We start from the raw sequence: 21,823 nt of genomic DNA on the forward strand, positions 1-21,823 counted from the left end.
CCTTCAGCGGACGGTGACCCCGGCCGCGCGCAGCGCGTCCTTGACCTGGCCCACCGTGAGCTCGCCGAAGTGGAAGACGCTGGCCGCGAGCACCGCGTCGGCTCCCGCCTCGACGGCCGGCGCGAAGTGCTCGACGCGGCCGGCACCGCCGCTCGCGATGACGGGCACGGCGACGGCGGCCCGCACCCGGCTGATCAGCTCGAGGTCGAAGCCCTCCTTGGTCCCGTCGGCGTCCATCGAGTTGAGCAGGATCTCACCGGCACCGAGCTCGGCCGCCCTGGCGCACCACTCGACCGCGTCGAGGTCCACCGGCGTGCGCCCCCCGTGGGTCGTCATGACGAAGTCGTCGGTCGGCCGGCCGTCGTCACCGAGGCGCCGGCGCACGTCGGCCGACAGCACGAGCACCTGGGCGCCGAACCGGGCGGCGATCTCGGAGATGAGCTCGGGCCGGGCGATGGCGGCGGTGTTGACGCCGACCTTGTCGGCGCCGGCACGCAACAGCCGGTCGACGTCCTCGACGGTGCGCACCCCGCCGCCGACGGTGAGCGGGATGAACACCTGCTCGGCCGTGCGGCGGACGACGTCGTAGGTGGTCTCGCGGTCACCGCTGCTCGCGGTCACGTCGAGGAAGGTCAGCTCGTCGACGCCCTGGTCGTCGTAGACCTTGGCGAGCTCGACGGGGTCGCCGGCGTCGCGCAGGTTCTCGAAGTTGACGCCCTTGACGACGCGCCCCGCGTCGACGTCGAGACAGGCGATGACTCTCGTGGCGACCGGCATGGCCACAAATCTAGGCCAGCCGGGGCCGTGCTCCCGCCTCGGTAGGGTCACGCCCATGTGGGACGAGGGCACGCACCCGCCGGCGCGCGAGCACGTGGACGCCGTCGTCGCGCTGGCGCTCGCCGCCGGCCCCGCGCGCGGCCCCGTCGTCGTCGCCCTCGACGGCCCGAGCGGCGCCGGCAAGACCACCCTGGCCCGCGGCGTCGCGAGCGCGCTCGAGGCCGTCGGCACCGTCGCGGTCGTGCACCTGGACCACCTCTACCCCGGGTGGGACGGGCTCGCGCAGGCGCCGGAGCTGCTCGCCACGCGGGTGCTGGAGCCGCTCGCCCGTGGCGCGCACGCGGCATACCCGATCTGGAGCTGGGTGCGCGACGAGTGGGCGGGCACCCGGGAGGTCCCGCCCAGCGACTTCCTCGTCGTCGAGGGGTGCGGCTCGAGCGTGGGCCCGGCGAGGGCGTATGCCGCCGTGACCGTCTTCGTCGACGCCGACCCAGCGCTTCGGAGGCGTCGAGGGCTCGCGCGGGACGGCGAGGCCTACCGCCCGCACTGGCAGCAGTGGGCCGACCAGGAGGCCGCGCTGTTCGCCGCGGACACCACGAGGGAGCGTGCGGACCTCGTCCTGGACACATCTAGTCTCTGAGGGTGCCGAACCGCGACCGTGTGATCCGTCCGCTACCGCCCGTGTGGGTCATGGCGCTGGCCCTCGTGGCCGTCGCCGCCAACCTGCGGATCGCGATCACCAGCATCCCGCCGCTGCTCGACGTGATCTCGGCCGACCTCGGCCTCAGCCACGCGGCCGCCGGCGCCCTGACCACCCTGCCGGTGCTGTGCATGGGACTGTTCGCACCGGTCGCCAGTCGCATCGCCCACCACCTCGGAGCGGCCGGGGCTGTTCTCGGCGCCGTCGTGGCCATCCTCGTCGGCACGGCGAGCCGGCTGGCCGGCGGCAACGTCGTCGTCCTCTACGTCGGCACCTTCCTGTGCGGCGTCGGCATCGCGGTCGCGGGCACGCTGCTCCCCCGCCTCGTCAAGACCTACTTCCCGCCCGAGCGCACCGGCCTCGTCACCGGCCTCTACATGCTCGCCATGATGGGCGGGGCCGCCCTGAGCTCGGCGGTCGCCGTGCCGCTCGCCAACCGTCTCGGCAGCTGGCAGGCCTCGCTCGCGTCGTGGTCGCTCGTCGCGCTCGTCGGCACCCTCGCGTGGGCCCCCTTCACCGTGCGGGCCAACCCGCACCACACCCCGGGCGAGGAAGGACCCGGCCGCCTCCCCTGGCGCCACCCGACCGCCTGGCTCGTCGCCGGCTACCTCGCCCTGCAGTCGTGGTGCTTCTACTCGGCCATCACCTGGCTGGCCCCCACCTACGTCGAGCACGGCTGGTCCCGTGAGTCCGCGGGCTTCCTCGCCGCCGTCTTCAGCTTCGCCCAGCTCGTCTCGGGGCTCCTCGGGCCGGTACTCAGCGACCGCGCTGCCGACATGCGCCGGCTCCTGATGCCCGCCGCGATCCTCGGCATCCTCGGCTGCCTCGGCATCTGGCTCTCGCCCCTGTCGGCCCCGTGGCTCTGGGCCGTGGTGGCGGGCCTCGGCCAGGGGGCCGCCTTCTCGCTCGCCCTCGTGCTGCTCGTGCGCTACGCCCGCACCCCGGAGGCCAGTGGGCGCCTCACGGGCATGGCGTTCCTCATCTCCTACAGCGTCGCCTCCGTCGGCCCGCTCGCCATGGGCTTCGTCCGCGACGTCAGCGGTGGCCTGCCGCTCGTGTGGGGCATCCTCGCGGCCATCGGCGTCCTGCAGGGGCTGGTCGTGCTCCGCCTCCGGCCGGACCTGCGCCGCGTGGACTGAGGCCACCGGAGGGGCCGGCGGCGCCCACCCCTTGGGTCGCCGCCGGGAAGGCTCTGTCTCGGACGAGTTGGTGCAAACCGCGTACAAAGTCCGATTTGTCTGTGCAAGATGCTCCGCGGACGTGCTGACGTGCAAGGAGATCGACGAATGCTGCCTGGGCCCACCCGTGTGAAGACCGCTCACCACCGCAGGCCCAGGCCCAGCGCCGGCGCCGGGCGGGCCCTGGCGGTGCTCGTCTCGGTGGCCCTGCTCGTCGGCCTCCCCGGCGTCACGGCCTCCTCGACGGCGACAGCGGCGACGCTGCCGGCCCCCACCTCCGTCAGCCTCTCGGTCGTCGCCGGGCCCACCCGGGGCGGCACCGCCGTAGACCTCACCGGCACGGGAGTCGGTGCCACCACGAAGGTGCTCTTCGGCGCATCGGTCGTCACGCGGGTCACCCGGATCTCGAGCACGCGCGTCCGCGTCGTCACGCCCGCGCACGCGCCGGGCGTGACGAACGTCCGCGTCGTCACCCCCTCCGGGACCTCCCCCGTCTCGTCGCGCGCGAGCTTCGCCTTCGACCCCGTGCCGACGGTGTCGGCGCTGTCCGTCCGCAGCACCACCACCCGCGGCGGCGCAGCCGTGACGATCACCGGCACGGCCCTCTACCGGGTCAGCGCCGTGCGCTTCGGCACCACCGCCGCCACGAGCATCACCCGGCTGTCGGCGACCCAGCTGCGGGTCACCGCGCCGGCCCATGCCGCCGGCACCGTGGACGTGCGCATCACGACCCCCGGCGGCACCTCCCCCGCCACCGCCGCGGACCGCTTCACCTACACCGTGCCGCCCGTGCTCGTCCCGCCCACCGTGACGGCCCTGTCGGTGGCCGCCGGCCCCGTCGCCGGAGGCACGGTCGTCACCGTGACCGGCACGCGCCTGACCGGCGCGACCGCCGTGACGTTCGGCGCCACACCGGCCGCCCGGTTCACCGTCCTGTCCGCGTCGCAGCTGCGCGTCACGGCTCCCGGGCACACCGCCGGCACGGTGAGCGTCCGGGTCCGCACCGCCTCCGGCACCTCCGTCGTCGGCGCCGCGAACACGTACGCCTACGAGGCGGTCCCGATGCTGACCCGGGTCTCGCCCCCGTCCGGGTCGACGACCGGCGGCACCACCGTCACCCTGACGGGGACGTCGCTGGGCCGGGCGACCGCCGTGCGGTTCGGCACGGCCACGACCACGAGGCTGGTCCGCGTCTCCGCCACCACGCTGCGTGCCGTCACCCCCGCCGGGCTCGCCGGCACGGTCGACGTGCGGGTGGTGACCCCCGGAGGCACCTCCCCCGTCGGCGCCGCAGCACGCTTCAGCTACTCGGCGCCCCCCGCCGTCACGGCGCTGTCGACCACCGCCGGACCGGTCCGGGGCGGCACGCCCGTGACGATCACCGGCGCCCGGCTGGGCGGCGCGAGCCGGGTCTCATTCGGCACCGCTCCGGCCACCTTCACCGTCGTGTCCGCGACGACGATCCGCGCCGTCGCGCCGGCCCACGCTGCGGGCACCGTCTCCGTCACCGTGACGACCCCCTACGGGACGTCCGCCGCCGGCGCCGCCTCCGCGTACGCGTACGACCCGGTTCCCGCGGTGACGTCGCTCTCGCCCTCGACCGGCCCACGGACCGGTGGAACCGTGGTGACCCTGACCGGGACGGGCCTCACCCGCGCGACGGCGGTCCGCTTCGGCACGACCAGCGTGACCGACCTCGTCCGGGTGTCCCCGACCACCCTGCGCGTGACCGCACCCGCCCACCCCACCGGCCCGGTCGACGTCGTCGTGTCCACCCCCGGCGGCACCTCGGTCCCGAGCGCCGCCTCGCGGTACGCGTTCGGCCGCCCGCCGGCCGTGTCCGGGATCTCCGTCACGGCCGGCCCGCTCACCGGCGGCACCGTCGTCACCGTGACCGGCACCGACCTGGCCGAGGCCACCTCCGTGCGCTTCGGCTCGGCGCTCGCCACCGGTGTCGTCCGGGTGTCCGACACGACACTGCGCGCCACCGCCCCGGCCCAGGCAGAGGGCACCGTCGCGGTCCGCGTCACGAACGCCAACGGCACGAGCCCGGACACCGCCGTCGGTCGATACACCTACGTCGGCGTTCCGGCCGTGACCGCCCTGTCGGCGCCGGCCGGCCCGCTCGGCGGCACCGTCGTCACCCTCACGGGCACCCGACTGGCGCTCGCGACGACCGTCACGTTCGGCGGCGTACCCGCGAGCGCGCTGCTGCGCCTCTCCGACACCACCCTGCGGGTGACGGCTCCCGCGCACGCAGTGGGCACCGTCGACGTACGCGTGAGCACCCCCGGCGGCGTCTCTCCCGTCACCGCCGCGGGCCGGTTCGCCTACCAGCCGGTGCCGACGCTGACCGCCGTGTCCCCGGCGCTCGCGCCCACGAAGGGCGGCGGCGTCGTGACCCTCAGCGGCACGGGCTACGACCGCGTGTCGTCGGTGACCTTCGGCGGCGTGCCGGCGAGCACCGTCACGCCGCTCTCGGCCACCCAGCTGCGGGTCACCCTGCCGCCGCACGCCGAGGGCGACGTCGACGTGCGCGTCACCACGCCCGGTGGCACCTCGCCGGTCGTCCCCGCCGGACGCTTCACCTTCCAGGACGCTCCGGTCGTCGCATCGGTCACGCCGGCGACCGGTCCGCTCCGGGGCGGCACGGTCGTGACCCTGCGCGGCACCTCGTTCACCTCGGTGTCGGCCGTCCGGATCGGCGGCGTGGCCGCCACGACGTTCACCCGGGTCTCCGCGACCCAGCTGACGGCCGTCGTGCCGCCACGCGCGGCGACCGGCGCAGTGTCCGTCCAGGTCACCACACGGGCGGGCACGGCCACCCGAGCCTCCGGGTTCACCTACGTCGCCGGCGCGAGCCTGCTTCCCGGACAGACGCTCTCACCGGGGACCGCCCTGCGCGCGCCGGCCGGGGGCTACACCGCCACGATGCAGGCGGACGGCAACCTCGTGGTCGCGACCTCCTCCGGCGCCCGGCGCTGGGCGAGCGCCACGACCGGCGCCGGCAACCGGCTCGTCGTGCGCCCCGACGGCAACCTCGCCGTCCTGCGTGTCAACGGCACCGTCGCGTGGTCGAGCGGCACCAACGGGTGGACCGGGGCGCAGGCGACCCTCACCGACGGCGGCCTGCTCCAGGCGCGCCAGGGCAGCTCGACGGTGTGGGACCACCGCGGCGTGCGCTACGACCGGATGCTCGCGGGCCAGGTCCTTCGCCCGGGCGAGTCGATCGTGTCGTCGAACTCGGCGTGGTCCCTCGTCATGCGCACCGACGGCAACCTCGTGCTCACGACGGCGCAGGGCGTGCGCCGCTGGGCGACCTTCACCACGGGGGCGGGCAACACCGCCGCGATGCAGACCGACGGCAGCTTCGTGGTCCGTAGCGCCGGCGGCGTCGTGCGCTGGTCGACGAGGACGAGCGGGTCAGGGGCCGTCGTGCGCGTGCTCGGCACGTCCAACGTCGCGGTCTACCGGGGCTCGACCGTCACGTGGGCCATCACCGGTGGGCCGGCCCCCGCCGGCTGGGCCTGCTACTCGCGGGCCACCCAGGACTGCATCTCCCGGTTCGGCTACTACGGCCAGCGCGCCTGGGGCTACCCGGTCGACGCGTGGGGCAACAACTGCACGAACTTCTCGGCCTACCGACTCTCCCGCGACGGCGTGCCCAACCCGGGCAACCTCGGCAACGCGGCGACCTGGGACGACTACGCGCGGGCCAAGGGCTTCGCTGTCGACCAGCGCCCCCGTGTCGGTGACATCGCCCAGTGGAACTCCAACCACGTCGCGTACGTGGACTGGGTCAGCTCCGACGGCAACACGGTCGCCATCTCCGAGAGCGGCTACGGCGGCTACGTGCTCGGCAAGACCTACACCTCGATGAGCGGGCGCCGGATCCTGACGCGCGGCAGCTACTCCTGGCCGTCGAACTTCATCCACTTCCGCTGAGGCGACCGAGGCTGAGCGGACGCTCAGCCCCAGTAGTCGTCCATGGGCTCGGTGCCCGCGTCACCGTCGTCGCCCGAGGACGCACGCCGTTCCGTGACGGTGAAGCGACCGCGGTAGAAGAGCATCGGGCGACCCGACTCTCCGTCCTCCAGCTCGAGCACGCGCCCGACGACGACGTCGTGGTCACCGGCGACGTGGACCTGCTCGACCGAGCAGTGGACGCGCATCAGTACTCCCGGCAGGCTCGGGCCGCCGTGGACGGAGGCGGTCCACTCGAGGCCGTCGAACCGCGCGCCCCGCGGCGAGCCGAACCGGGCGATCAGCTCGCGCTGCTCGTGGCGCAGCACGTTGACCGAGAAGCGGCCCTGCCCGCGCATGCTCGGCCACGAGCGCCCCCGGTGGTCGGCGCAGAAGAGCACGAGCGGGGGGTGCAGCGAGACGGAGGCGAAGGACTGGCAGGCGAACCCGACCGGCGACCCGTCCTCGGTGAAGCCCGTCACGATGGTCACGCCCGTCGCGAAGTGGCCCAGGGCGTGGCGCATCCGCTCCGGCGTCGGCTCTCCGGTCATCCGAGCCCTCGGCGGTCGCCCGGCTCGGCCGCCTCGCCGAACGCCTGGACGAGTGCCGCCAGCCGCGAGGCCTCGCGGCCGGCGACGGGCCCGTCGGCCTTCTGGATCGCCATGACGGCCACCGTGTCGCCGTCCTCGAGGTCCAGGCTCACCCACGGCTCGCCGCCGCCGAACTGGACGCGCACGATCTCGGGCCACTGCAGGGTGCGGGTCAGCACGAGGTTGCGCACGACGAGGCCGGCCCGGCTGGGCACGGCGACGATCGAGGCGTAGCGCCACGCGATGTAGGCGATGACGACGCCGAGGCCGAAGAACATCAGCCCGTCGCCCAGCCCCCACCCCGCCTCGCCCTGCATCGAGATGACGACGCCGATGACGCCGAAGAGCACGAGCGAGGCCCACATCGCGCCCAGCGCCACGGCACGGCCACGGCGGGACCGGAAGGGCGCCAGGGCCTCGGGGGCCGACGGGGTGCTCGACCCGGGTGCGGGTCTCCGGCTCACCACGTCACCTCCGCCGCTCGGGGTCGGGGCTCACAGCCGGCAGGCCGCGATGTCGGTGACGAGGATGGCCCGGGCACCGAGGTCGTAGAGCTCGTCCATGAGCCGGTTGCGGCCGAGCCGTGGGACCATGGCGCGCACCGCCACCCAGGCCTCGTCCTGCATCGGGGAGACGGTGGGCGACTCGAGGCCGGGCGTCAGCTCGCACGCCTTGTCCACGAGCTCCTTGGGGCAGTCGTAGTCGAGCATGACGTAGGTCCGGGCCGTGATGACCCCGGCGATGCGTCGCCTGAGCACCTCCACGGCCTGGTCGCGCCCGGGGCGGTCCCCGCGGATCAGGACGGCCTCGGAGTGCAGGATCGGCTCGCCGAAGACCTCGAGGCCCTGCTGGCGCAGCGTCGTGCCGGTCTCGACGACGTCGGCGATGCAGTCGGCGACACCGAGGGTGATCGCCGTCTCGACGGCGCCGTCGAGGCGCACGACCTCGGCCGAGAGCCCTCGGGAGGTGAGGTCGGCGCGGACGAGGCCGGCATACGACGTCGCGACGCGCTTGCCGGCGATGTCCTCGACGGTGGCCACGTGACCGGGCCGGCCGGCATACCGGAACGTCGAGGCGCCGAAGCCGAGCGTCATGACCTCGACCGCGCCGGAGCCGGAGTCGAGGAGCAGGTCGCGGCCCGTGACACCGGCGTCGACGGTGCCGGAGCCGACGTAGACGGCGATGTCGCGAGGGCGCAGGTAGAAGAACTCGACGTCGTTGTCGGGGTCGGTGACGACGAGCTCCTTGCTGTCACGCCGGGTGCGGTAGCCCGCCTCGCGGAGCAGCTCGACGGTGGCGTCGGACAGGGATCCCTTGTTGGGCACGGCGATTCGCAGCATGGCGGTGGAGGTCCTCAGAGGTGGGAGTAGACGTCGTCGAGCGAGATGCCCTTGGCGAGCATGAGGACCTGCAGATGGTAGAGCAGCTGGCTGATCTCCTCGGCGGCCTCGTCGTTCGACTGGTACTCGGCGGCCATCCACACCTCGGCCGCCTCCTCGACGACCTTCTTGCCGATCGCGTGGACGCCGGCGTCGAGCTGCGCGACGGTGCCCGAGCCCTCGGGTCGCGTCTGCGCCTTCTCGGCCAGCTCGGCATACAGCTGCTCAAAGCTCTTCACGGTGCCCCAGCCTACGGGCCACGCGGGCGCGCCCCCGACGGGTGTTCACGGGGCGGCGACGCCGCGCAGCGCCACCACGGTGGCGACGGCGGCCGAGGCGGCCTCGTGCCCCTTGTCCTCGGCGGAGCCAGGCAGGCCGGCGCGGTCGAGCGCCTGCGCCTCGTCGTCGCACGTGAGCACCCCGAAGCCGATCGGGGTGTGGGTGCGCAGGGACACCTCGGTGATGCCGACCGTCGCTGCCTGGCAGACGTACTCGAAGTGCGGGGTGCCACCGCGGATGACGACGCCGAGCGCGACGAGGGCGTCGAAGCGCTCCGCGAGGGACGCGCACGCCACGGGCAGCTCGAAGGTGCCCGGCACGCGGACGACCTCGACCGAGCTCACGCCCGCGTCGGCGAGGCCGCGGCGGGCCCCGTCGAGCAGACCGTCCATGACCTGCTGGTGCCAGCTCGCCGCGACGACCGCGACCCGCAGGCCGCTCCCGTCGGTCGTGATGGTGGGGGCGCCGTCCTTCATGCCGTCTCCTTGCCGCTGTGCTGCTCGTTCGTCACGGGGAGGTCGTGACCCATGCGGTCACGCTTCGTCGCGAGGTACTGCTCGTTGTGCTCGCCCATCGGCGTGTGCAGCCGCTCGACCGCGACGACATCGAGCCCGAGGCCACGCAGGGCCGAGACCTTCTTCGGGTTGTTCGTCAGGAGGACCACCTGCGTCACCCCGAGGTCGTGCAGGACGGCCGCGCCGGCGGCATACTCCCGCGCGTCGACCGGCAGCCCGAGGGCCGTCTGGGCGTCGACGGTGTCGGCACCCGCGTCCTGCTCGGCGTACGCGCGCAGCTTGTCGACCAGCCCGACGCCGCGGCCCTCGTGGCCGCCGAGGTAGACGACGACGCCGCCGTCGCGCCCGACGCGGGCCAGCGAGGCCTGCAGCTGGGGTCCGCAGTCGCAGCGCAGGGACCCGAAGGCGTCGCCGGTCAGGCACTCGGAGTGGAGGCGCGTGAGGACGGGACCGCCGCGGCTGCGCCCTCGCAGCCCGCGCGGGCTGACGAGGGCGACGTGCTCGTCGCCGGTGAGCGTGTCCCGGTAGCCGTGGGCCGTGAACGTGCCGTGGACCGTCGGGATGAGGGTGCTCGCCAGCCGCTCCACCCGGTCGAGGCGCTGGCGGTGGTCGACGATCTGCTCGATGGTGACGACCGGCAGGCCGAACTCGCGACCGAGGGCCACGACGGCGTCGAAGCGCATCATCGTGCCGTCGTCGTGGACGAGCTCGCCGATGACACCGACGGGCGAGAGCCCGGCGAGCCGGGTCAGGTCGACCGCCGCCTCGGTGTGGCCCGGTCGGGTCAGCACACCGCCGGGGCGGGCCCGCAGCGGCAGGACGTGACCCGGACGGATGAGGTCAGCCGCCGTCGAGCCGGGGTCGGCGAGCACCTGCACGGTGCGCAGCCGGTCGGCGGCGCTGATGCCGGTGGTGATGCCCGCGGCGGCGTCGACCGACACGGTGTAGGCGGTCCGCAGCGGGTCGCGGTTCTCGGCGACCATGAGCGGCAGGTGGAGCCGGTCGGCGACGTCGCCCGGCATCGGCGCGCAGAGGTAGCCGGACGAGTGACGGATGGTCCAGGCCATCCAGTCCTCGGTGGCGGTCTGGGCGGCGAGCACGAGGTCCCCCTCGTTCTCGCGGTCCTCGTCGTCGAGGACGAGCACCGGCCGGCCGGCCCGCAGGGCCTCGAAGGCCTCCTCGACGGTCGAGAGCCCGGTCATGACAGCGCCTCCTGCCGGTGGGTGAGCAGCCGCTCGACGTACTTGGCGATGACGTCGACCTCGAGGTTGACGACGTCACCGACTCCCTTGTGCCCCAGAGTGGTCAGCGCGAGCGTCGTGGGGATGAGGGAGACGCCGAAGGAGTCCTCGCCGACGTGGGCGACGGTGAGCGAGACCCCGTCGACGGTGATGGAGCCCTTCTCGACGACGTATGCCGCCAGGCCGGGAGGGAGCGTGAAGTCGACCGTCTCCCAGCGGTCCCCGGGTGTCCGGCCCGTGATGGTGGCCGTGCCGTCGACGTGGCCCTGGACGACGTGGCCACCGAAGCGCCCGTCGGCCCGCATGGCCCGCTCGAGGTTGACCCTGTCGCCCGGCGACAGGGCTCCGAGGCTGCTGCGCTCGAGTGTCTCGGCCATGACGTCGACGGTGAAGCCGGTCGCGTCGTGGTCGGTCACGGTCAGGCAGACGCCGTTGACGGCGATGGAGGCCCCGTGCGTCGCGTCGGCGACGACGAGGGGGCCCTCGATGCGCAGCACCGCCGATGCGGGGCCGTGCTCGATGCCCGCGACAGTGCCGAGCTCTTCGACGATTCCGGTGAACATGTGGGTCTCCTAGGGTCGTTCAGTCAGGTGGAGGTCGGTGGCCAGGGCGTCGTCGCCGGCTGGGGCGGCGTGGATGCGCACGTCCTGCCCGACGACCGCGACGTCGAGCAGCCGCAGCCGGTGGGCGTCCGCGATGGTCCCGATGCCGAGGTCGGCCACGGCAGCGCGTCCCGCGCCGAGCAGCGCCGGGGCGACGTACGCGTACACGTCGTCGACGAGCCCGGCGCGCAGGAACGCGGCAGCGAGCGTCGGGCCACCCTCGAGCCAGACGTCGCGGATCCCCCTGTCCCACAGGGTGTCGAGCGCCTGCCGGGGATCTCGGGTGGTCAGCTGCACGACGCTGCCGGGGCCGTCGTGCACGCGTGCGTCCGCGGGGAGCTCGCGCAGCCCCATCACGACGCGGAGGGGCTGGTGGGGCGCGGACGTGCCGTCCGGCATACGCACCGTGAGGCGTGGGTCGTCCGCGAGCGCGGTCCCGGTGCCGACCAGGACGGCGTCGCGGGTGGCCCGCAGCTCGTGGACGTCGGCGCGGGCCTGCTCGCCCGTCACCCACTGGCTCGTGCCGTCGGCGGCGGCGCTGCGGCCGTCGAGGGTCGTCGCCAGCTTCCACGTGACCAGGGGGCGACCGAGGGCCACGGTGCGGCCCCACCGCTCGTTGAGCTGCCCCGCCTCGTCGGCGAGCACTCCCCCGGTGACCTGCAGGCCGGCGGCGTAGAGCTGCTCGGCGCCGCCGGCCGCATCGGGGTTGGGGTCGGACTGCGCGAAGACGACGCGCGCCACGCCGGCCGCGACGAGGGCGTCGGTGCACGGGCCCGTGCGACCGGTGTGCGAGCAGGGCTCGAGCGTCACGTACGCGGTGGCGCCACGGGCGGCGTCGCCGGCGGCACGCAGCGCCTCGACCTCGGCGTGCGGCGTGCCGGCACCGTGGTGGAAGCCCTCACCGACCGGGCTGCCGTCCTCGGCGACGAGGACACAGCCGACCCGAGGGTTCGGGTCGGGCCAGGGGCCCGACGCAGCAAGCTGCAGCGCCCTGCGCATCCAGGTCGCGGCCGACGTGTCACCCATGGTGCGGTTCGACCGTCAGCTCGAGGTCCGCGCGAGCTCGGGCTCGGCGTCGCGCCGCTCGACCCGGGAGACCTTGACCCACTGCGTGAAGCCGTAGAGGACGAACAGGCCGTAGAAGCTGTAGAGCACCGCCGTCGGCACGTAGTCGGTGGCGAAGGCGAAGGGGACCCCGACGAGGTCGACACCGATCCACGCCAGCCAGAACTCGTTCCAGCCGCGCGCCATGGCGTACGTCGCGACGATCGAGCCGACGAAGATCCAGGCGTCGCACCAGTAGAACCACCACTCGGGCGTGAAGAAGGGGTTCGGCGAGAGGTTCCACAGCCAGACGAAGGCCTGGTGCACGAGGACGGTCCCGACCAGCCAGAAGGCGACCACGGCGATGCGCTCGCGGCTCGTCGCCCAGCGCGGGGTGATGGCCACGCCCCGCTCGTCACCGGCGTGGTTGATCCGGCGCGACTGCGACCAGCGCCACCAGCCGTAGATGCTCGTGACGATGAAGAAGACCTGTCGGCCCGCCTGGCCGAAGAGGGGGACGCGCTGGTCGGCGCCGAAGAGGGCCCCGAGGTAGACGAAGAACAGCATGATGTTGGCGAGGATCCCGACCGGCCAGGCCGCCACCCACCGGCGCATGCCGAGGTAGGCCGAGGCGAGCCCGATGAGGACGCCGATCAGCTCCAGCCAGTGCAGCTGGTAGGGCCCGAAGGGGATGGTCGCGTCGATGGCCTGTTGGAAGACGTTCTTCGTCTGGTCGGCCAGAGCAAGAGCCTGCATGTGGTGTTCGTCCCTCGGTGGTTCGTCGGTTCACGGACGAACTCCGGGGGTACTCCACACGCCCTCGTGGTCGGGGCCCGGTCTGACGATGCCGACGGCCCAGGCCACGACGGCCTGTCTCGTGCTGCCTCCCATCCGGACTTTCACCGTCGGTCCTGGAGTTTCACCAGGTCAACCGGCCGCTGGATGCGGCCGGGTCGCGGACTGTAACCGCCGGCTCGGAATTACACCGACCCCGGAGCACGTACGGTCAGTATGCACCCGTCCGCGTGTGCCGCGCACACCACGATCGCGTGACAACCGCCACCGGGCACTCGTCCTCACCGCGACCGGGAGCGCCTCGGCTGCCCGCGAAGAGAGTGTCGGTGGGCACCCCTAGCCTGGCGTGATGACCCTCAAGCGCGTCCAGCAGCTGTACCTCGAGCTCAACGGCAGTCACCCGATGAGTGCCGAAGACGACGCGTACGTCCGCCGGCACTTCGTCCCGGTCCCGGACACGAGCGACTACCCGCGCGACCAGCTGCTCACCTGGATGGCTCAGCGCGAGCTCCCACTTCCGTCCTACCTGCTCTCGGACGGGACTCCGATGGTGCATCCCGACTACCTGGAACCCCTGCGCCGGGCGGGGTCGCTCGGGGACCTCGAGGCATGGTTCGTCGGCCACTGGGCGGAGGTCGAGCAGGACGTCGCCGAGGAGGAGTGGACGCACGGGTACCTGTCCGGCCAGTACGTCTGCCTGTGGTCCGTGACACCCGAGAACATCAAGGCCAAGACCGAGGCCATCGAGGCCATCCAGGCCGAGATCGAGGCCCTGCAGCAGGGACGAGGGTCGCGGTCCCGCCTCGCTGCGGCCGTGGACCGGCTCGATGCACTGGAGCCACCCTTCACGAGCTACGACGAGGCTCGCTTCGGTGGCCCGACGTCACGCCAGGTCTGGATCGAAGACGTCCGCGCCGCCCACCGGCGCGCGGCAACCGTTCGCTGAACGACGACCGCACGCTGGCTCAGCCCGTCGGCCGGCCGGGCGTCGGCTCAGTGACGGTGGCGGGCGGCCAGGGCGCGCAGCTGCTCGACGGCCCCGGCAGCGTCCTCGGCGCCGTAGACCGCCGAGCCTGCGACGAAGACGTCGGCGCCCGCCTCGGCGCACTGCTCGATCGTGTCGGCGCTGACTCCCCCGTCGACCTGGACCCAGACCTCACCTCCGTGCCGGCGCACGGCCTCGCGCACCTGTCGCACCTTGGGCATCTGGTCGGCCATGAACGACTGGCCGCCGAAGCCGGGCTCGACGGTCATGACGAGGACCATGTCGAGGTCGGGCAGCAGCTCCTCGTAGGGGGCGAAGTCGGTGGCGGGCTTGAGCGCCATCGAGGCTCGCGCCCCGGCCGCCCGCAGGGTCCGGGCCAGCGTGCGCGGGTCCTTCGCAGCCTCGACGTGGAAGGTGACGGACTGGCAGCCGGCCTCGGCGTAGCCGGGGGCCCACCGGTCGGGGTCCTCGATCATCAGGTGGGCGTCGATCGGCACCGGGCTGACCTTGAGCAGCGCCTCGACGACGGGCAGGCCGAGCGTCAGGTTGGGCACGAAGTGTGCGTCCATGACGTCGACGTGGGCCCAGTCCGCGTTGGCGATGCGCCCCAGCTCGGCCTCGAGGTTGGCGAAATCAGCGGACAGGATGCTCGGTGAGATCTGCACGCGCACAGCCTAGGGCCGCCGTGCGAACCCGCCGCAGTGCGGTGGATCGTCGGCGCCCCGTGCCGGCGGTCCACCGCGCTGCCCTCTTCGATGGCGTATGCCGTGTCGACCCGACCCCGCCCACCTGACCGGCCGCCTGCGGCGGGCGCCGAGTGGTACCCAGCGCGTCGGCGAGCGGCTGGGGTCACCGCTTGCGCAGCAGGGCGAAGAACATGGCGTCGGTGCCGTGCAGGTGCGGCCACAGCTGCACGAACGGCCCCTCACCTAGGTCGGGCAGCTGCTGGCCGGCCGCGTCGACGAAGAGCGGGCGCGCGTCGAGGAGCTCGACGTCGTCGCGCTTCTTGAGGGCGTCGGTGACCACGAAACGGGTCTCGTTGAGGTGGGGGCTGCAGGTCGCGTAGCCGACGAGGCCGCCGGGGGCGGTCGCGTCGATCCCGGAGGCGAGCAGCTCGCGTTGTAGGCCGGCGAGTGCCGCCACGTCGCCGGGGCTGCGTCGCCAGCGGGCCTCCGGACGCCGGCGCAGGGCCCCGAGGCCCGTGCACGGAGCGTCGATGAGGACTCGGCTGAAGCCGCCGCGCTCGACCTCGCCGAGGTCGCGCCCGTCGCCGTGGCGGACCTTGAGGCTGACGTCGAGGTCACGGGCCTCGGCGCGTGCGGCGGCCAGCGTCTGCCACACGAGGTCGGCGCGGTGCTCGCTGATCTCGTTGGCCACGAACGGGATCCGCCGCCCGATGGCGAGGGCGGCCAGCAGCCCCGCCTTGCCGCCCGGGCCGGCGCAGAGGTCGAGCCAGCGCTCATGGTCGGCCGCCTCACCCTCGACGTCGGCGGCGGCCAGCGCGAGGACGAGAAGCTGCGAGCCCTCGTCCTGGACGGCAGCGCGTCCGTCGCGCACGGCGGCGATGGCGCCGGGGTCACCCTCGGGCATCGTCGCCCCGACGGGACTGAGCCCGGACGCCTCCGCCCCGGCGTCGACGAGCTCGTCGAGGGAGGCCAGGCCCGGGCGGGCGGCGAGCGACACCTTCGCCGGCGCGTTGTCGCTCTCGAGCAGCGCCGTCAGCGACTGCTCCACGTCGTCCGGCTGCGCCGTGCCGTGCCCGATGAGCGCGGCCCGGAGCGCCTTGGCGACCCAGACGGGGTGCGACGTGCGCAGCGCCAGCCGCTCGACGGGGTCGGAGACGCCCTCGCTGACGAGGTCGACCCACTCGTCGGGCTCCCGCTCGCTGATGCGGCGCAGCACGGCGTTGACGAAGCCGGCCGCACCGGCACCGTTGACCTGCCGGGCCAGGGCGACCGTCTCGTCAACCGCGGCGTGGCTCGGCACGCGCATGCCGAGGAGCTGGTGGGCGCCGAGGCGCAGCGTGTCGAGGACGTTCGCGTCGATCTTGGCGACCGGTCGCCCCGCAGCGGAGGCGATGATCGCGTCGTAGAGCCCGGACAGGCGGGTGGCGCCGTAGACGAGCTCGGTCGCGAACCCTGCGTCGCGCCCTCGGATCCCTTTCTCGCGCAGTAGCTTCGGCAGCGCGAGGTTGGCGTAGGCGCCGTGGGCGACCTCGCGCATGGTCGTATAGGCGGCGAGCCGGGGGGCGTCGGTGCGTCGGGCGCGTTCCGAGGGCCGCTGCTCCGAACGGTGCCGGGCCGACCGCTCGCGCGCCGGCGGGCGCTGTCGCTCACCGCGTCGACCGTCACCGCCAGGACGGTGGCGCGGGGCGCCACCGTCGGGCCTGGGGTCACTCATCACCGACCGCCTCTCCCTCCTGCACGCGCGTGCCGCGGGCCCAGTCCGCCGCGGGCATCGGTTTCTTCCCGTGCGCCTGCACCGTGCCGAGCCGGACCGGCCCGGTGCCCGTGCCGACGAAGACCGCCTTCTTCGTCACGAGCAGCCCACCGGCTGCGAGCTGCTGGTCGCCGGGCCGCTCCTCGGGCGGAACGACCGTCACCGGCGAGACCTTGAGCCGCTCCCCGCGGAAGGTCGTCCAGGCACCCGGCGCGGGGGTGCACCCGCGGACGAGTCGGTCGACCGCGGTGGCCGGCCGGCTCCACACGATGCGGGCGTCCTCGACCTCGATCTTGGGAGCGAGGGACACCCCGTCGGCCGGTTGCGGCACGGCGACGAGATCGCCCGACTCGAGGCCGTCGAGCGTCGCGACGAGCAGTCCCGCACCCGCAGTCGAGAGTCGCTCGAGCAGGGCGCCGGCGGTGTCCGTCGGACGGATCCGCTCGGTCATGACGCCGAGGACCGGACCGGTGTCGAGCCCGCGCTCGATGACGAAGGTCGACGCCCCGGTCAGCTCGTCGCCGGCCATGACGGCGTGCTGGACCGGCGCCGCCCCGCGCCACGCGGGTAGCAGCGAGAAGTGCAGGTTGATCCACCCGAGGCGCGGGATCGTCAGCGCCACAGGTGGGATGAGGTTGCCGTACGCGACGACCGGGCACGCGTCGGGAGCCAGCTGCTCCAGCGCCTCGAGGAAGTCGGGGTCCTTGACGCGGTCGGGGGTCAGCACGGGGACGCCCAGCTCCTCGGCGCGCCGGCGCACCGGCGAGGGCTCGAGGCGCCGGCCCCGCCCGGCGGGGGCGTCGGGGCGGGTCACGACGCCGACGAGGTCGTGGCTCGAGGCGGCCACGGCCTCGAGGCTCGGCACGGCCGCCTCGGGCGTGCCTGCGAAGACGACCCTCACGTCACATCGCCCGGCCGAAGGTCGAGTGCGGGCTGATCCGCACCTCCGGGGGGTTCTCCGCGAACCACTCCGCCTCCCGGATCGCGCGCATCGCCTCACGTCGCGCCTCGGGATCGAGCCGGTCGACGAAGAGGATGCCGTCGAGGTGGTCGGTCTCGTGCTGCACGCACCGCGCCAGCAGCGTGGTGCCCTCGAGCACCACCGGCTCGCCCCACATGTTCTGGCCCTTGGCGACCACCGACAGGGCCCGCTTGGTGTCGAACGCCAGCCCAGGGATCGACAGGCAACCCTCGGGGCCGTCCTGCTCGTCGTCGGACAGGTCGAGCACCGGGTTGACGAGGTGGCCGAGCACCCCGTCGACCCAGTAGGTGAAGACCCTCAGCCCCACCCCGATCTGCGGCGCCGCCAGGCCGGCGCCCGGAGCGTCGAGCATGGTGTCCTCGAGGTCCTTGACGAGCACCCGCAGCTGCTTGTCGAAGTCGGTGACCTCGGCTGCGGCGGTGCGCAGGACGGGGTCACCGAAGAGTCGGATGTCCTTGATCGACACTGGTCTCCAGGATGGCGCGGGCGGGAGGTGGGCGCCGCCAGTCTAGGACCGTCGCGTGGCCCCGGCGTCCGTGCCCGTGCCCGTGCCGGTGGTCGACGAGGCCGGCTCCTCGACCGCACGGCCGAGGTCGCGCACCGACCGGGACAGCAGCGCGGAGAGCGAGATGACCACGTACACGACGGCGCTGGCCAGCATCAGGGTCTCGACGTCGACGGCGGTGGCGAGCCATCCGTAGAGGAAGGTCCCGATCGGGATCGCGACGAAGGAGCCCAGCGCGTCGTAGCTCGAGACCCGCGACAGGACCGTGACGGGCACGTGCTCCTGCAGCGCCGTGGACCAGCCGACGCCGAAGACCTCGACCGCTGCGCCGGCGAGGAAGAAGCCGACGGCGACCGGCACGAGCGCCGGTGCCGCACCGAGCAGCACCATGGGCACGGCCAGGACGCAGATGGCGAGCATGCCGGCGCGCAGCGGGTGCCGCAGCCGCAGCCGCAGCATGACGAGGGTCATCAGGACGGTACCGACGGCCTCGGCGCTCAGCACGAGACCCCACCCCGCCTCGCCGATCGACGCGCTCGACTTGGCGACGAGCGGGCCGAGCACGCCGATGACGCCGGAGTGGATCGCGTTCGTCAGGCCGAAGGCGAGGACGATCACCCACAGCCACTCGCGTCGGGTGAACTCGCCCCACCCCTCGCGCAGCTCGCGGACCATCGAGTGCCGCGGGGCGCTCGCGTCGGGGCTGCGGCGGGGCAGCCCGACGCGGGAGAGACAGACGATCGCGACGGCATACGTCAGCGCGTCGACGGCGAGCGCCCATCCCGGGCCCACGCCGACGACGAGGAGCCCGGCGACGGCGGGGCCGACGACGGCGAGTCCGCTGCGGCTGAACGACAGCAGCGCGTTGGCCTGCTGGAGGCGCGCCCGGTCGACGACGAGGGGGACGACCCCCATCATCGCCGGCATCGTGAACGCGGAGACGGCGCCGTTGACCCCCTCGATGACCGTCAGCTGCGTCAGGGTGGCGTGTCCGCTGATGATGAGAAGCGCCGCCGTGGCCTGGGTCAGGCAGGTCAGCACGTGCGAGACCTGCAGCACGACGATGCGCGAGAAGCGGTCGGCCACGACTCCCCCGACGAGGAGGAAGACGACCATGGTCAGGGTGCGCACGCCGAGGACCTGGGCGAGCGCGCCGGCCGACTGGTCGATGTGCAGCACCGCGAAGGCGAGCGCGACAGGGACCATGACGGAGCCGCCCGTCGAGACGGTGCGCGCGGTGAAGTACCACGCGAACCGGCGGTCCGAGAGCGCACCGAGCGAGTCCTTGACCTTCATCGGGAGCCCCCCTTCGGGTCGGCCATCCGGAAGGCTGCGACGGTCAGGTTCGCCCGGACGGTTCCTGCGGTACGCGGTGGGCGGGCGTTGGCGTGCAGCAGCCGGCTCGCCTCGGCGACGAGGTCGAAGACCCGCTCCCACACCTCGGGCTCGACCCACAGCTCCGCGTCGGTGAACTGGCTCCTGGCGGGCCCTGCCCCACGTTCGCGCTCGGCGTAGCGGCGCGGGATCGCATCGGCGAGCACCCGCGCGTAGGCGAGGCGCTCCTCCTCGGTCGAGGGCGGGCCGCCATGAGGACGTTCGGCGTCCCAGCGGTGCCGGTACTTCTTGGCCCGTCCGCCACGCACCGACTCCTCCCCCGCCACCTCGAGCAGGCCGGCAGCGTGGAGCAGACGCAGGTGGTAGCTCGCGTTGGCCTGCGTGATGCCGAGCTCCCGGGCCACCTCGGCCGCGCTGAGCTCGGCTCCCGTCAGCAGCGAGAGCATCTGCAGCCGCAGCGGGTGAGCAGTGGCCCGCAGCTCGTTGATGCGCCCATCCTCCAAAGACACGTTGGGGAGTATGTCGTGAGTCGGGGCCAACCGTCAAGCAGTCCTTTGGGAGTCGATCTTCCCCGGGACGGACGACGCGGGGCGGCGACGTCGCGGGCCGCACCGTGGGCTGAGAGGGTGGGCCCATGGAGCTGCCCGACCGGCCGGTGCCCGGCTGCCCGAAGCGGATGGTCCACGGCCCGTGCGGCGGGGTCCGGGACGACGGCAGCTGCGAGATGGTGGCCGCTCCCTGCGTCTTCGACCGGCCCGACGTCCCACCTGCCGGCCCGCTCGCGGTCCTCAGTCCGGCCCCGGTGCCGTCGCCGCCGTCGTGGCGGCCGCCGATGGTGCTGACCGACCTCAGCGTGCCACCGGCCGACGCCGCCACGTTGCAGTCGACGGCGCGGCTGCTGGCCGGCACCTGCGACGCGCTGCTCGTCGGCGACCACCAGGACCGGGTCGACTTCCCGCCGAGCACCGTCGCCCGCCTCGTCGCCGACGCCGGCGGCGTGCCGTGGGTGACGCTGGCCTGTCGCGACCGCAACCGCATCGCCCTCGAGCAGGAGCTGCGGGCGCTGGCCCTCGACGGGCTCGCCACGGTGCTGTGCGTCACCGGTGACGGTCGCGCGTACGACGTGCGCCCCGACGTCACGCAGGCCTTCGACCTCGACGGCACGCGGCTGGCCGCCCTCGCCGCATCGCTGGGCCTGCCCGTGGCGGTCGCCGAGACCCCGACCGCGCGCCCCGTCGAGCTACGACCCCGTCGACTGGTGCGCAAGCAGCAGGTCGGTGCCCGGGTGGGCGTGCTCAACCACGTGCCCGTGCGAGCCCAGCTCGCCGGCTTCGTCGCCGCCGCACACGAGGTCGGGCTGCGAATGCCGCTGGTCGGTTCGGTCGTCGTCTTCACCGACCAGCGGTCCGCGGACGTGTTGGCCGCGCTGCCCGGCCTGAGGATCGCCCCCGAGCGACTGGAGGCGGTGCTGACCGCGGACGACCCCGTCGAGGCCGGCATCGCGGCCGCCGTGGACGAGGCGGTCGGGCTGCTGGCGCTGCCGGGTATGGCGGGGGTGAACCTCTCCGGGCTCGCGTCGGCCCGGGGCGTGCACGCCGCGGCCGAGATCCAGGCCGAGATCGGGCGCCGCATCCGCCGGACGCAGGGAGTGACACCGTGAGCAGGTCGGACGAGCCCCAGACCACCGCTGCATCCAGCGGGTCCACGCACGCCGCGGACGCCGCGGACGCCGCCGACTCGATGGAGGCGGAGTTCGACACCGTCGCCGCCTGGACGGCCGAGGTGGTCGGCGGGCTCGACCGGGCCGACCGGATCCCGGCCGGCTGCCGCGGCAGTGGCAGCCCCGGCGCGCTGCACTGGCTGCTCGACCACCTGGCGCCCGAGCCCGACCAGGTCTTCCTCGACTGCGGTGCGGGGGTCGGCGGACCGGCCGCGTTCGCCGCGAGCGAGAGCGATGTCCGCCCGGTGCTCACCGACCCGGAACCGGGCGCGTGCCGGGCCGCTCGGTCGCTCTTCGGCCTCCCGGCACTGCGGGCCGCCACGCAGCTGCCCCTCGCGTCCGGGGCCGTCGACGTCGGGTGGAGCCTCGGGGTGCTGTGCACGGTCGACGACCAGCCGGCATACCTCTCGGAGATCCGTCGGGTGCTACGGGCGGGGTCGCGCTTCGGACTCATCGTCTACTGCGTCTCCCACGACGGTCAGCTCCGGCTCGAACCGCCCCAGGGCAACGACTTCCCCACCGTCGAGTCCCTCGACGAGATGCTGCAGCGGGCCTCGCTGCGTGTGCTGAGCAGCGGGTGGACCGAGGACTTCGCCGGCTTCCCGGCCGGGTGGGAGGACGTGATGGACAGCGTGCAGGCCGAGCTGGAGCGCCGCCACGGCGACGACCCGCGGTGGCGGACCGCCGAGGAGCAGTCGAGCCGGATGGGTGCCCTCCTGTCCGCCGGTGAGGTGCGTGGGCGGATGCTCGTCGTCGAGGCCGTCTGAGCGACCCGCGGGGACGGCGCTCACTGC

At 73.7% G+C, this 21,823-nt stretch carries 22 protein-coding genes and 1 riboswitch; of the genes, 6 read left to right on the plus strand and 16 right to left on the minus strand.

The genetic code is table 11. The features are described 5' to 3' along the window. Positions 1–3: 3 nt before the first annotated feature. Positions 4–777 carry an imidazole glycerol phosphate synthase subunit HisF gene (gene hisF / locus AB0316_RS09815; protein WP_366272643.1) on the minus strand — a complete coding sequence of 258 codons (774 nt, stop codon included), beginning with the start codon at positions 775–777 and terminating at the stop codon, positions 4–6. 55 nt (positions 778–832) lie between these two features. Here hisF and AB0316_RS09820 point away from each other — a divergent pair, with 55 nt between their 5' ends. The 3 genes from AB0316_RS09820 (at position 833) to AB0316_RS09830 (ending at position 6,600) form a co-directional block, all read left to right on the plus strand. Further along, on the plus strand, positions 833–1,417 hold the full coding sequence (locus AB0316_RS09820) for a hypothetical protein (RefSeq protein WP_366272645.1): 585 nt from the start codon (positions 833–835) through the stop codon (positions 1,415–1,417). Positions 1,418–1,419: 2 nt separating this feature from the next. Then, complete coding sequence (locus AB0316_RS09825) at positions 1,420–2,616, plus strand: MFS transporter (protein ID WP_366272647.1); 1,197 nt, start codon at positions 1,420–1,422, stop codon at positions 2,614–2,616. A 147-nt stretch (positions 2,617–2,763) separates the two neighbouring features. Beyond that, on the plus strand, positions 2,764–6,600 hold the full coding sequence (locus AB0316_RS09830; protein ID WP_366272649.1) for an IPT/TIG domain-containing protein: 3,837 nt from the start codon (positions 2,764–2,766) through the stop codon (positions 6,598–6,600). 23 nt (positions 6,601–6,623) lie between these two features. On the opposite strand, the gene AB0316_RS09835 is transcribed toward AB0316_RS09830, so the two are convergent. Genes AB0316_RS09835 through pnuC form a run of 9 tightly spaced genes read right to left on the minus strand, consistent with a single transcriptional unit; the run spans position 6,624 to position 13,024 of the window. Beyond that, positions 6,624–7,169, minus strand: coding sequence for a flavin reductase family protein (locus tag AB0316_RS09835; protein WP_366272651.1), 546 nt, complete (start codon positions 7,167–7,169; stop codon positions 6,624–6,626). Beyond that, a complete protein-coding gene (locus AB0316_RS09840) occupies positions 7,166–7,672 on the minus strand; it encodes a PH domain-containing protein (RefSeq protein WP_366272653.1) in 507 nt (168 codons plus the stop codon). The genes AB0316_RS09835 and AB0316_RS09840 overlap by 4 nt, the downstream gene beginning before the upstream one ends. A 30-nt stretch (positions 7,673–7,702) precedes the next feature. Next, positions 7,703–8,548: an ATP phosphoribosyltransferase gene (hisG, locus tag AB0316_RS09845; protein ID WP_366272655.1), complete on the minus strand. Its 846-nt coding sequence runs from the start codon at positions 8,546–8,548 to the stop codon at positions 7,703–7,705. A 14-nt stretch (positions 8,549–8,562) separates the two neighbouring features. Further along, positions 8,563–8,826, minus strand: a complete 264-nt coding sequence (locus tag AB0316_RS09850; protein ID WP_366272657.1) for a phosphoribosyl-ATP diphosphatase — start codon at positions 8,824–8,826, stop codon at positions 8,563–8,565. A 45-nt stretch (positions 8,827–8,871) separates the two neighbouring features. Further along, positions 8,872–9,342, minus strand: a complete 471-nt coding sequence (gene ribH, locus AB0316_RS09855; protein WP_366272659.1) for a 6,7-dimethyl-8-ribityllumazine synthase — start codon at positions 9,340–9,342, stop codon at positions 8,872–8,874. After that, positions 9,339–10,583 carry a 3,4-dihydroxy-2-butanone-4-phosphate synthase gene (gene ribB, locus AB0316_RS09860; RefSeq protein ID WP_366272661.1) on the minus strand — a complete coding sequence of 415 codons (1,245 nt, stop codon included), beginning with the start codon at positions 10,581–10,583 and terminating at the stop codon, positions 9,339–9,341. Before ribB ends, ribH begins: the two co-directional genes overlap by 4 nt. After that, a complete protein-coding gene (locus AB0316_RS09865; RefSeq protein ID WP_366272663.1) occupies positions 10,580–11,185 on the minus strand; it encodes a riboflavin synthase in 606 nt (201 codons plus the stop codon). Before AB0316_RS09865 ends, ribB begins: the two co-directional genes overlap by 4 nt. Positions 11,186–11,194: 9 nt before the next feature. Beyond that, positions 11,195–12,250, minus strand: a complete 1,056-nt coding sequence (gene ribD, locus AB0316_RS09870; RefSeq protein WP_366272665.1) for a bifunctional diaminohydroxyphosphoribosylaminopyrimidine deaminase/5-amino-6-(5-phosphoribosylamino)uracil reductase RibD — start codon at positions 12,248–12,250, stop codon at positions 11,195–11,197. Between the two features lie 15 nt (positions 12,251–12,265). Beyond that, positions 12,266–13,024 carry a nicotinamide riboside transporter PnuC gene (gene pnuC / locus AB0316_RS09875; RefSeq protein WP_366272667.1) on the minus strand — a complete coding sequence of 253 codons (759 nt, stop codon included), beginning with the start codon at positions 13,022–13,024 and terminating at the stop codon, positions 12,266–12,268. Between the two features lie 117 nt (positions 13,025–13,141). Beyond that, positions 13,142–13,272, minus strand: a riboswitch (FMN riboswitch). A gap of 140 nt (positions 13,273–13,412) precedes the next feature. Between pnuC and AB0316_RS09880 the strand changes: the two genes are divergently transcribed. Continuing rightward, a complete protein-coding gene (locus tag AB0316_RS09880) occupies positions 13,413–14,009 on the plus strand; it encodes a DUF6058 family natural product biosynthesis protein (RefSeq protein ID WP_366272669.1) in 597 nt (198 codons plus the stop codon). Positions 14,010–14,056: 47 nt separating this feature from the next. Here AB0316_RS09880 and rpe read toward each other — a convergent pair whose 3' ends face one another. From rpe to AB0316_RS09910, 6 genes are all read right to left on the minus strand, one after another. Beyond that, on the minus strand, positions 14,057–14,713 hold the full coding sequence (gene rpe, locus AB0316_RS09885; protein WP_366272671.1) for a ribulose-phosphate 3-epimerase: 657 nt from the start codon (positions 14,711–14,713) through the stop codon (positions 14,057–14,059). Positions 14,714–14,897: 184 nt separating this feature from the next. After that, positions 14,898–16,448, minus strand: coding sequence for a transcription antitermination factor NusB (locus tag AB0316_RS09890; protein ID WP_366272673.1), 1,551 nt, complete (start codon positions 16,446–16,448; stop codon positions 14,898–14,900). Continuing rightward, positions 16,441–17,388 carry a methionyl-tRNA formyltransferase gene (fmt, locus tag AB0316_RS09895; RefSeq protein WP_366272675.1) on the minus strand — a complete coding sequence of 316 codons (948 nt, stop codon included), beginning with the start codon at positions 17,386–17,388 and terminating at the stop codon, positions 16,441–16,443. Before fmt ends, AB0316_RS09890 begins: the two co-directional genes overlap by 8 nt. A gap of 1 nt (position 17,389) precedes the next feature. Continuing rightward, positions 17,390–17,935, minus strand: coding sequence for a peptide deformylase (gene def / locus AB0316_RS09900; protein WP_366272677.1), 546 nt, complete (start codon positions 17,933–17,935; stop codon positions 17,390–17,392). A gap of 42 nt (positions 17,936–17,977) precedes the next feature. Next, complete coding sequence (locus AB0316_RS09905; RefSeq protein WP_366272679.1) at positions 17,978–19,270, minus strand: MFS transporter; 1,293 nt, start codon at positions 19,268–19,270, stop codon at positions 17,978–17,980. Further along, entirely contained in the window at positions 19,267–19,818 is a 552-nt protein-coding gene (locus tag AB0316_RS09910) for a helix-turn-helix domain-containing protein (protein WP_366272681.1), read from the minus strand. The genes AB0316_RS09905 and AB0316_RS09910 overlap by 4 nt, the downstream gene beginning before the upstream one ends. Positions 19,819–19,943: 125 nt before the next feature. Between AB0316_RS09910 and AB0316_RS09915 the strand changes: the two genes are divergently transcribed. After that, positions 19,944–20,969: a methylenetetrahydrofolate reductase C-terminal domain-containing protein gene (locus AB0316_RS09915; RefSeq protein WP_366272682.1), complete on the plus strand. Its 1,026-nt coding sequence runs from the start codon at positions 19,944–19,946 to the stop codon at positions 20,967–20,969. Next, complete coding sequence (locus AB0316_RS09920) at positions 20,966–21,796, plus strand: class I SAM-dependent methyltransferase (RefSeq protein ID WP_366272684.1); 831 nt, start codon at positions 20,966–20,968, stop codon at positions 21,794–21,796. The genes AB0316_RS09915 and AB0316_RS09920 overlap by 4 nt, the downstream gene beginning before the upstream one ends. The last annotated feature ends 27 nt before the right edge of the window (positions 21,797–21,823 follow it).

Source organism: Terrabacter sp. NPDC080008, from assembly GCF_040702505.1.
Taxonomy (GTDB): Bacteria; Actinomycetota; Actinomycetes; order Actinomycetales; family Dermatophilaceae; genus Terrabacter.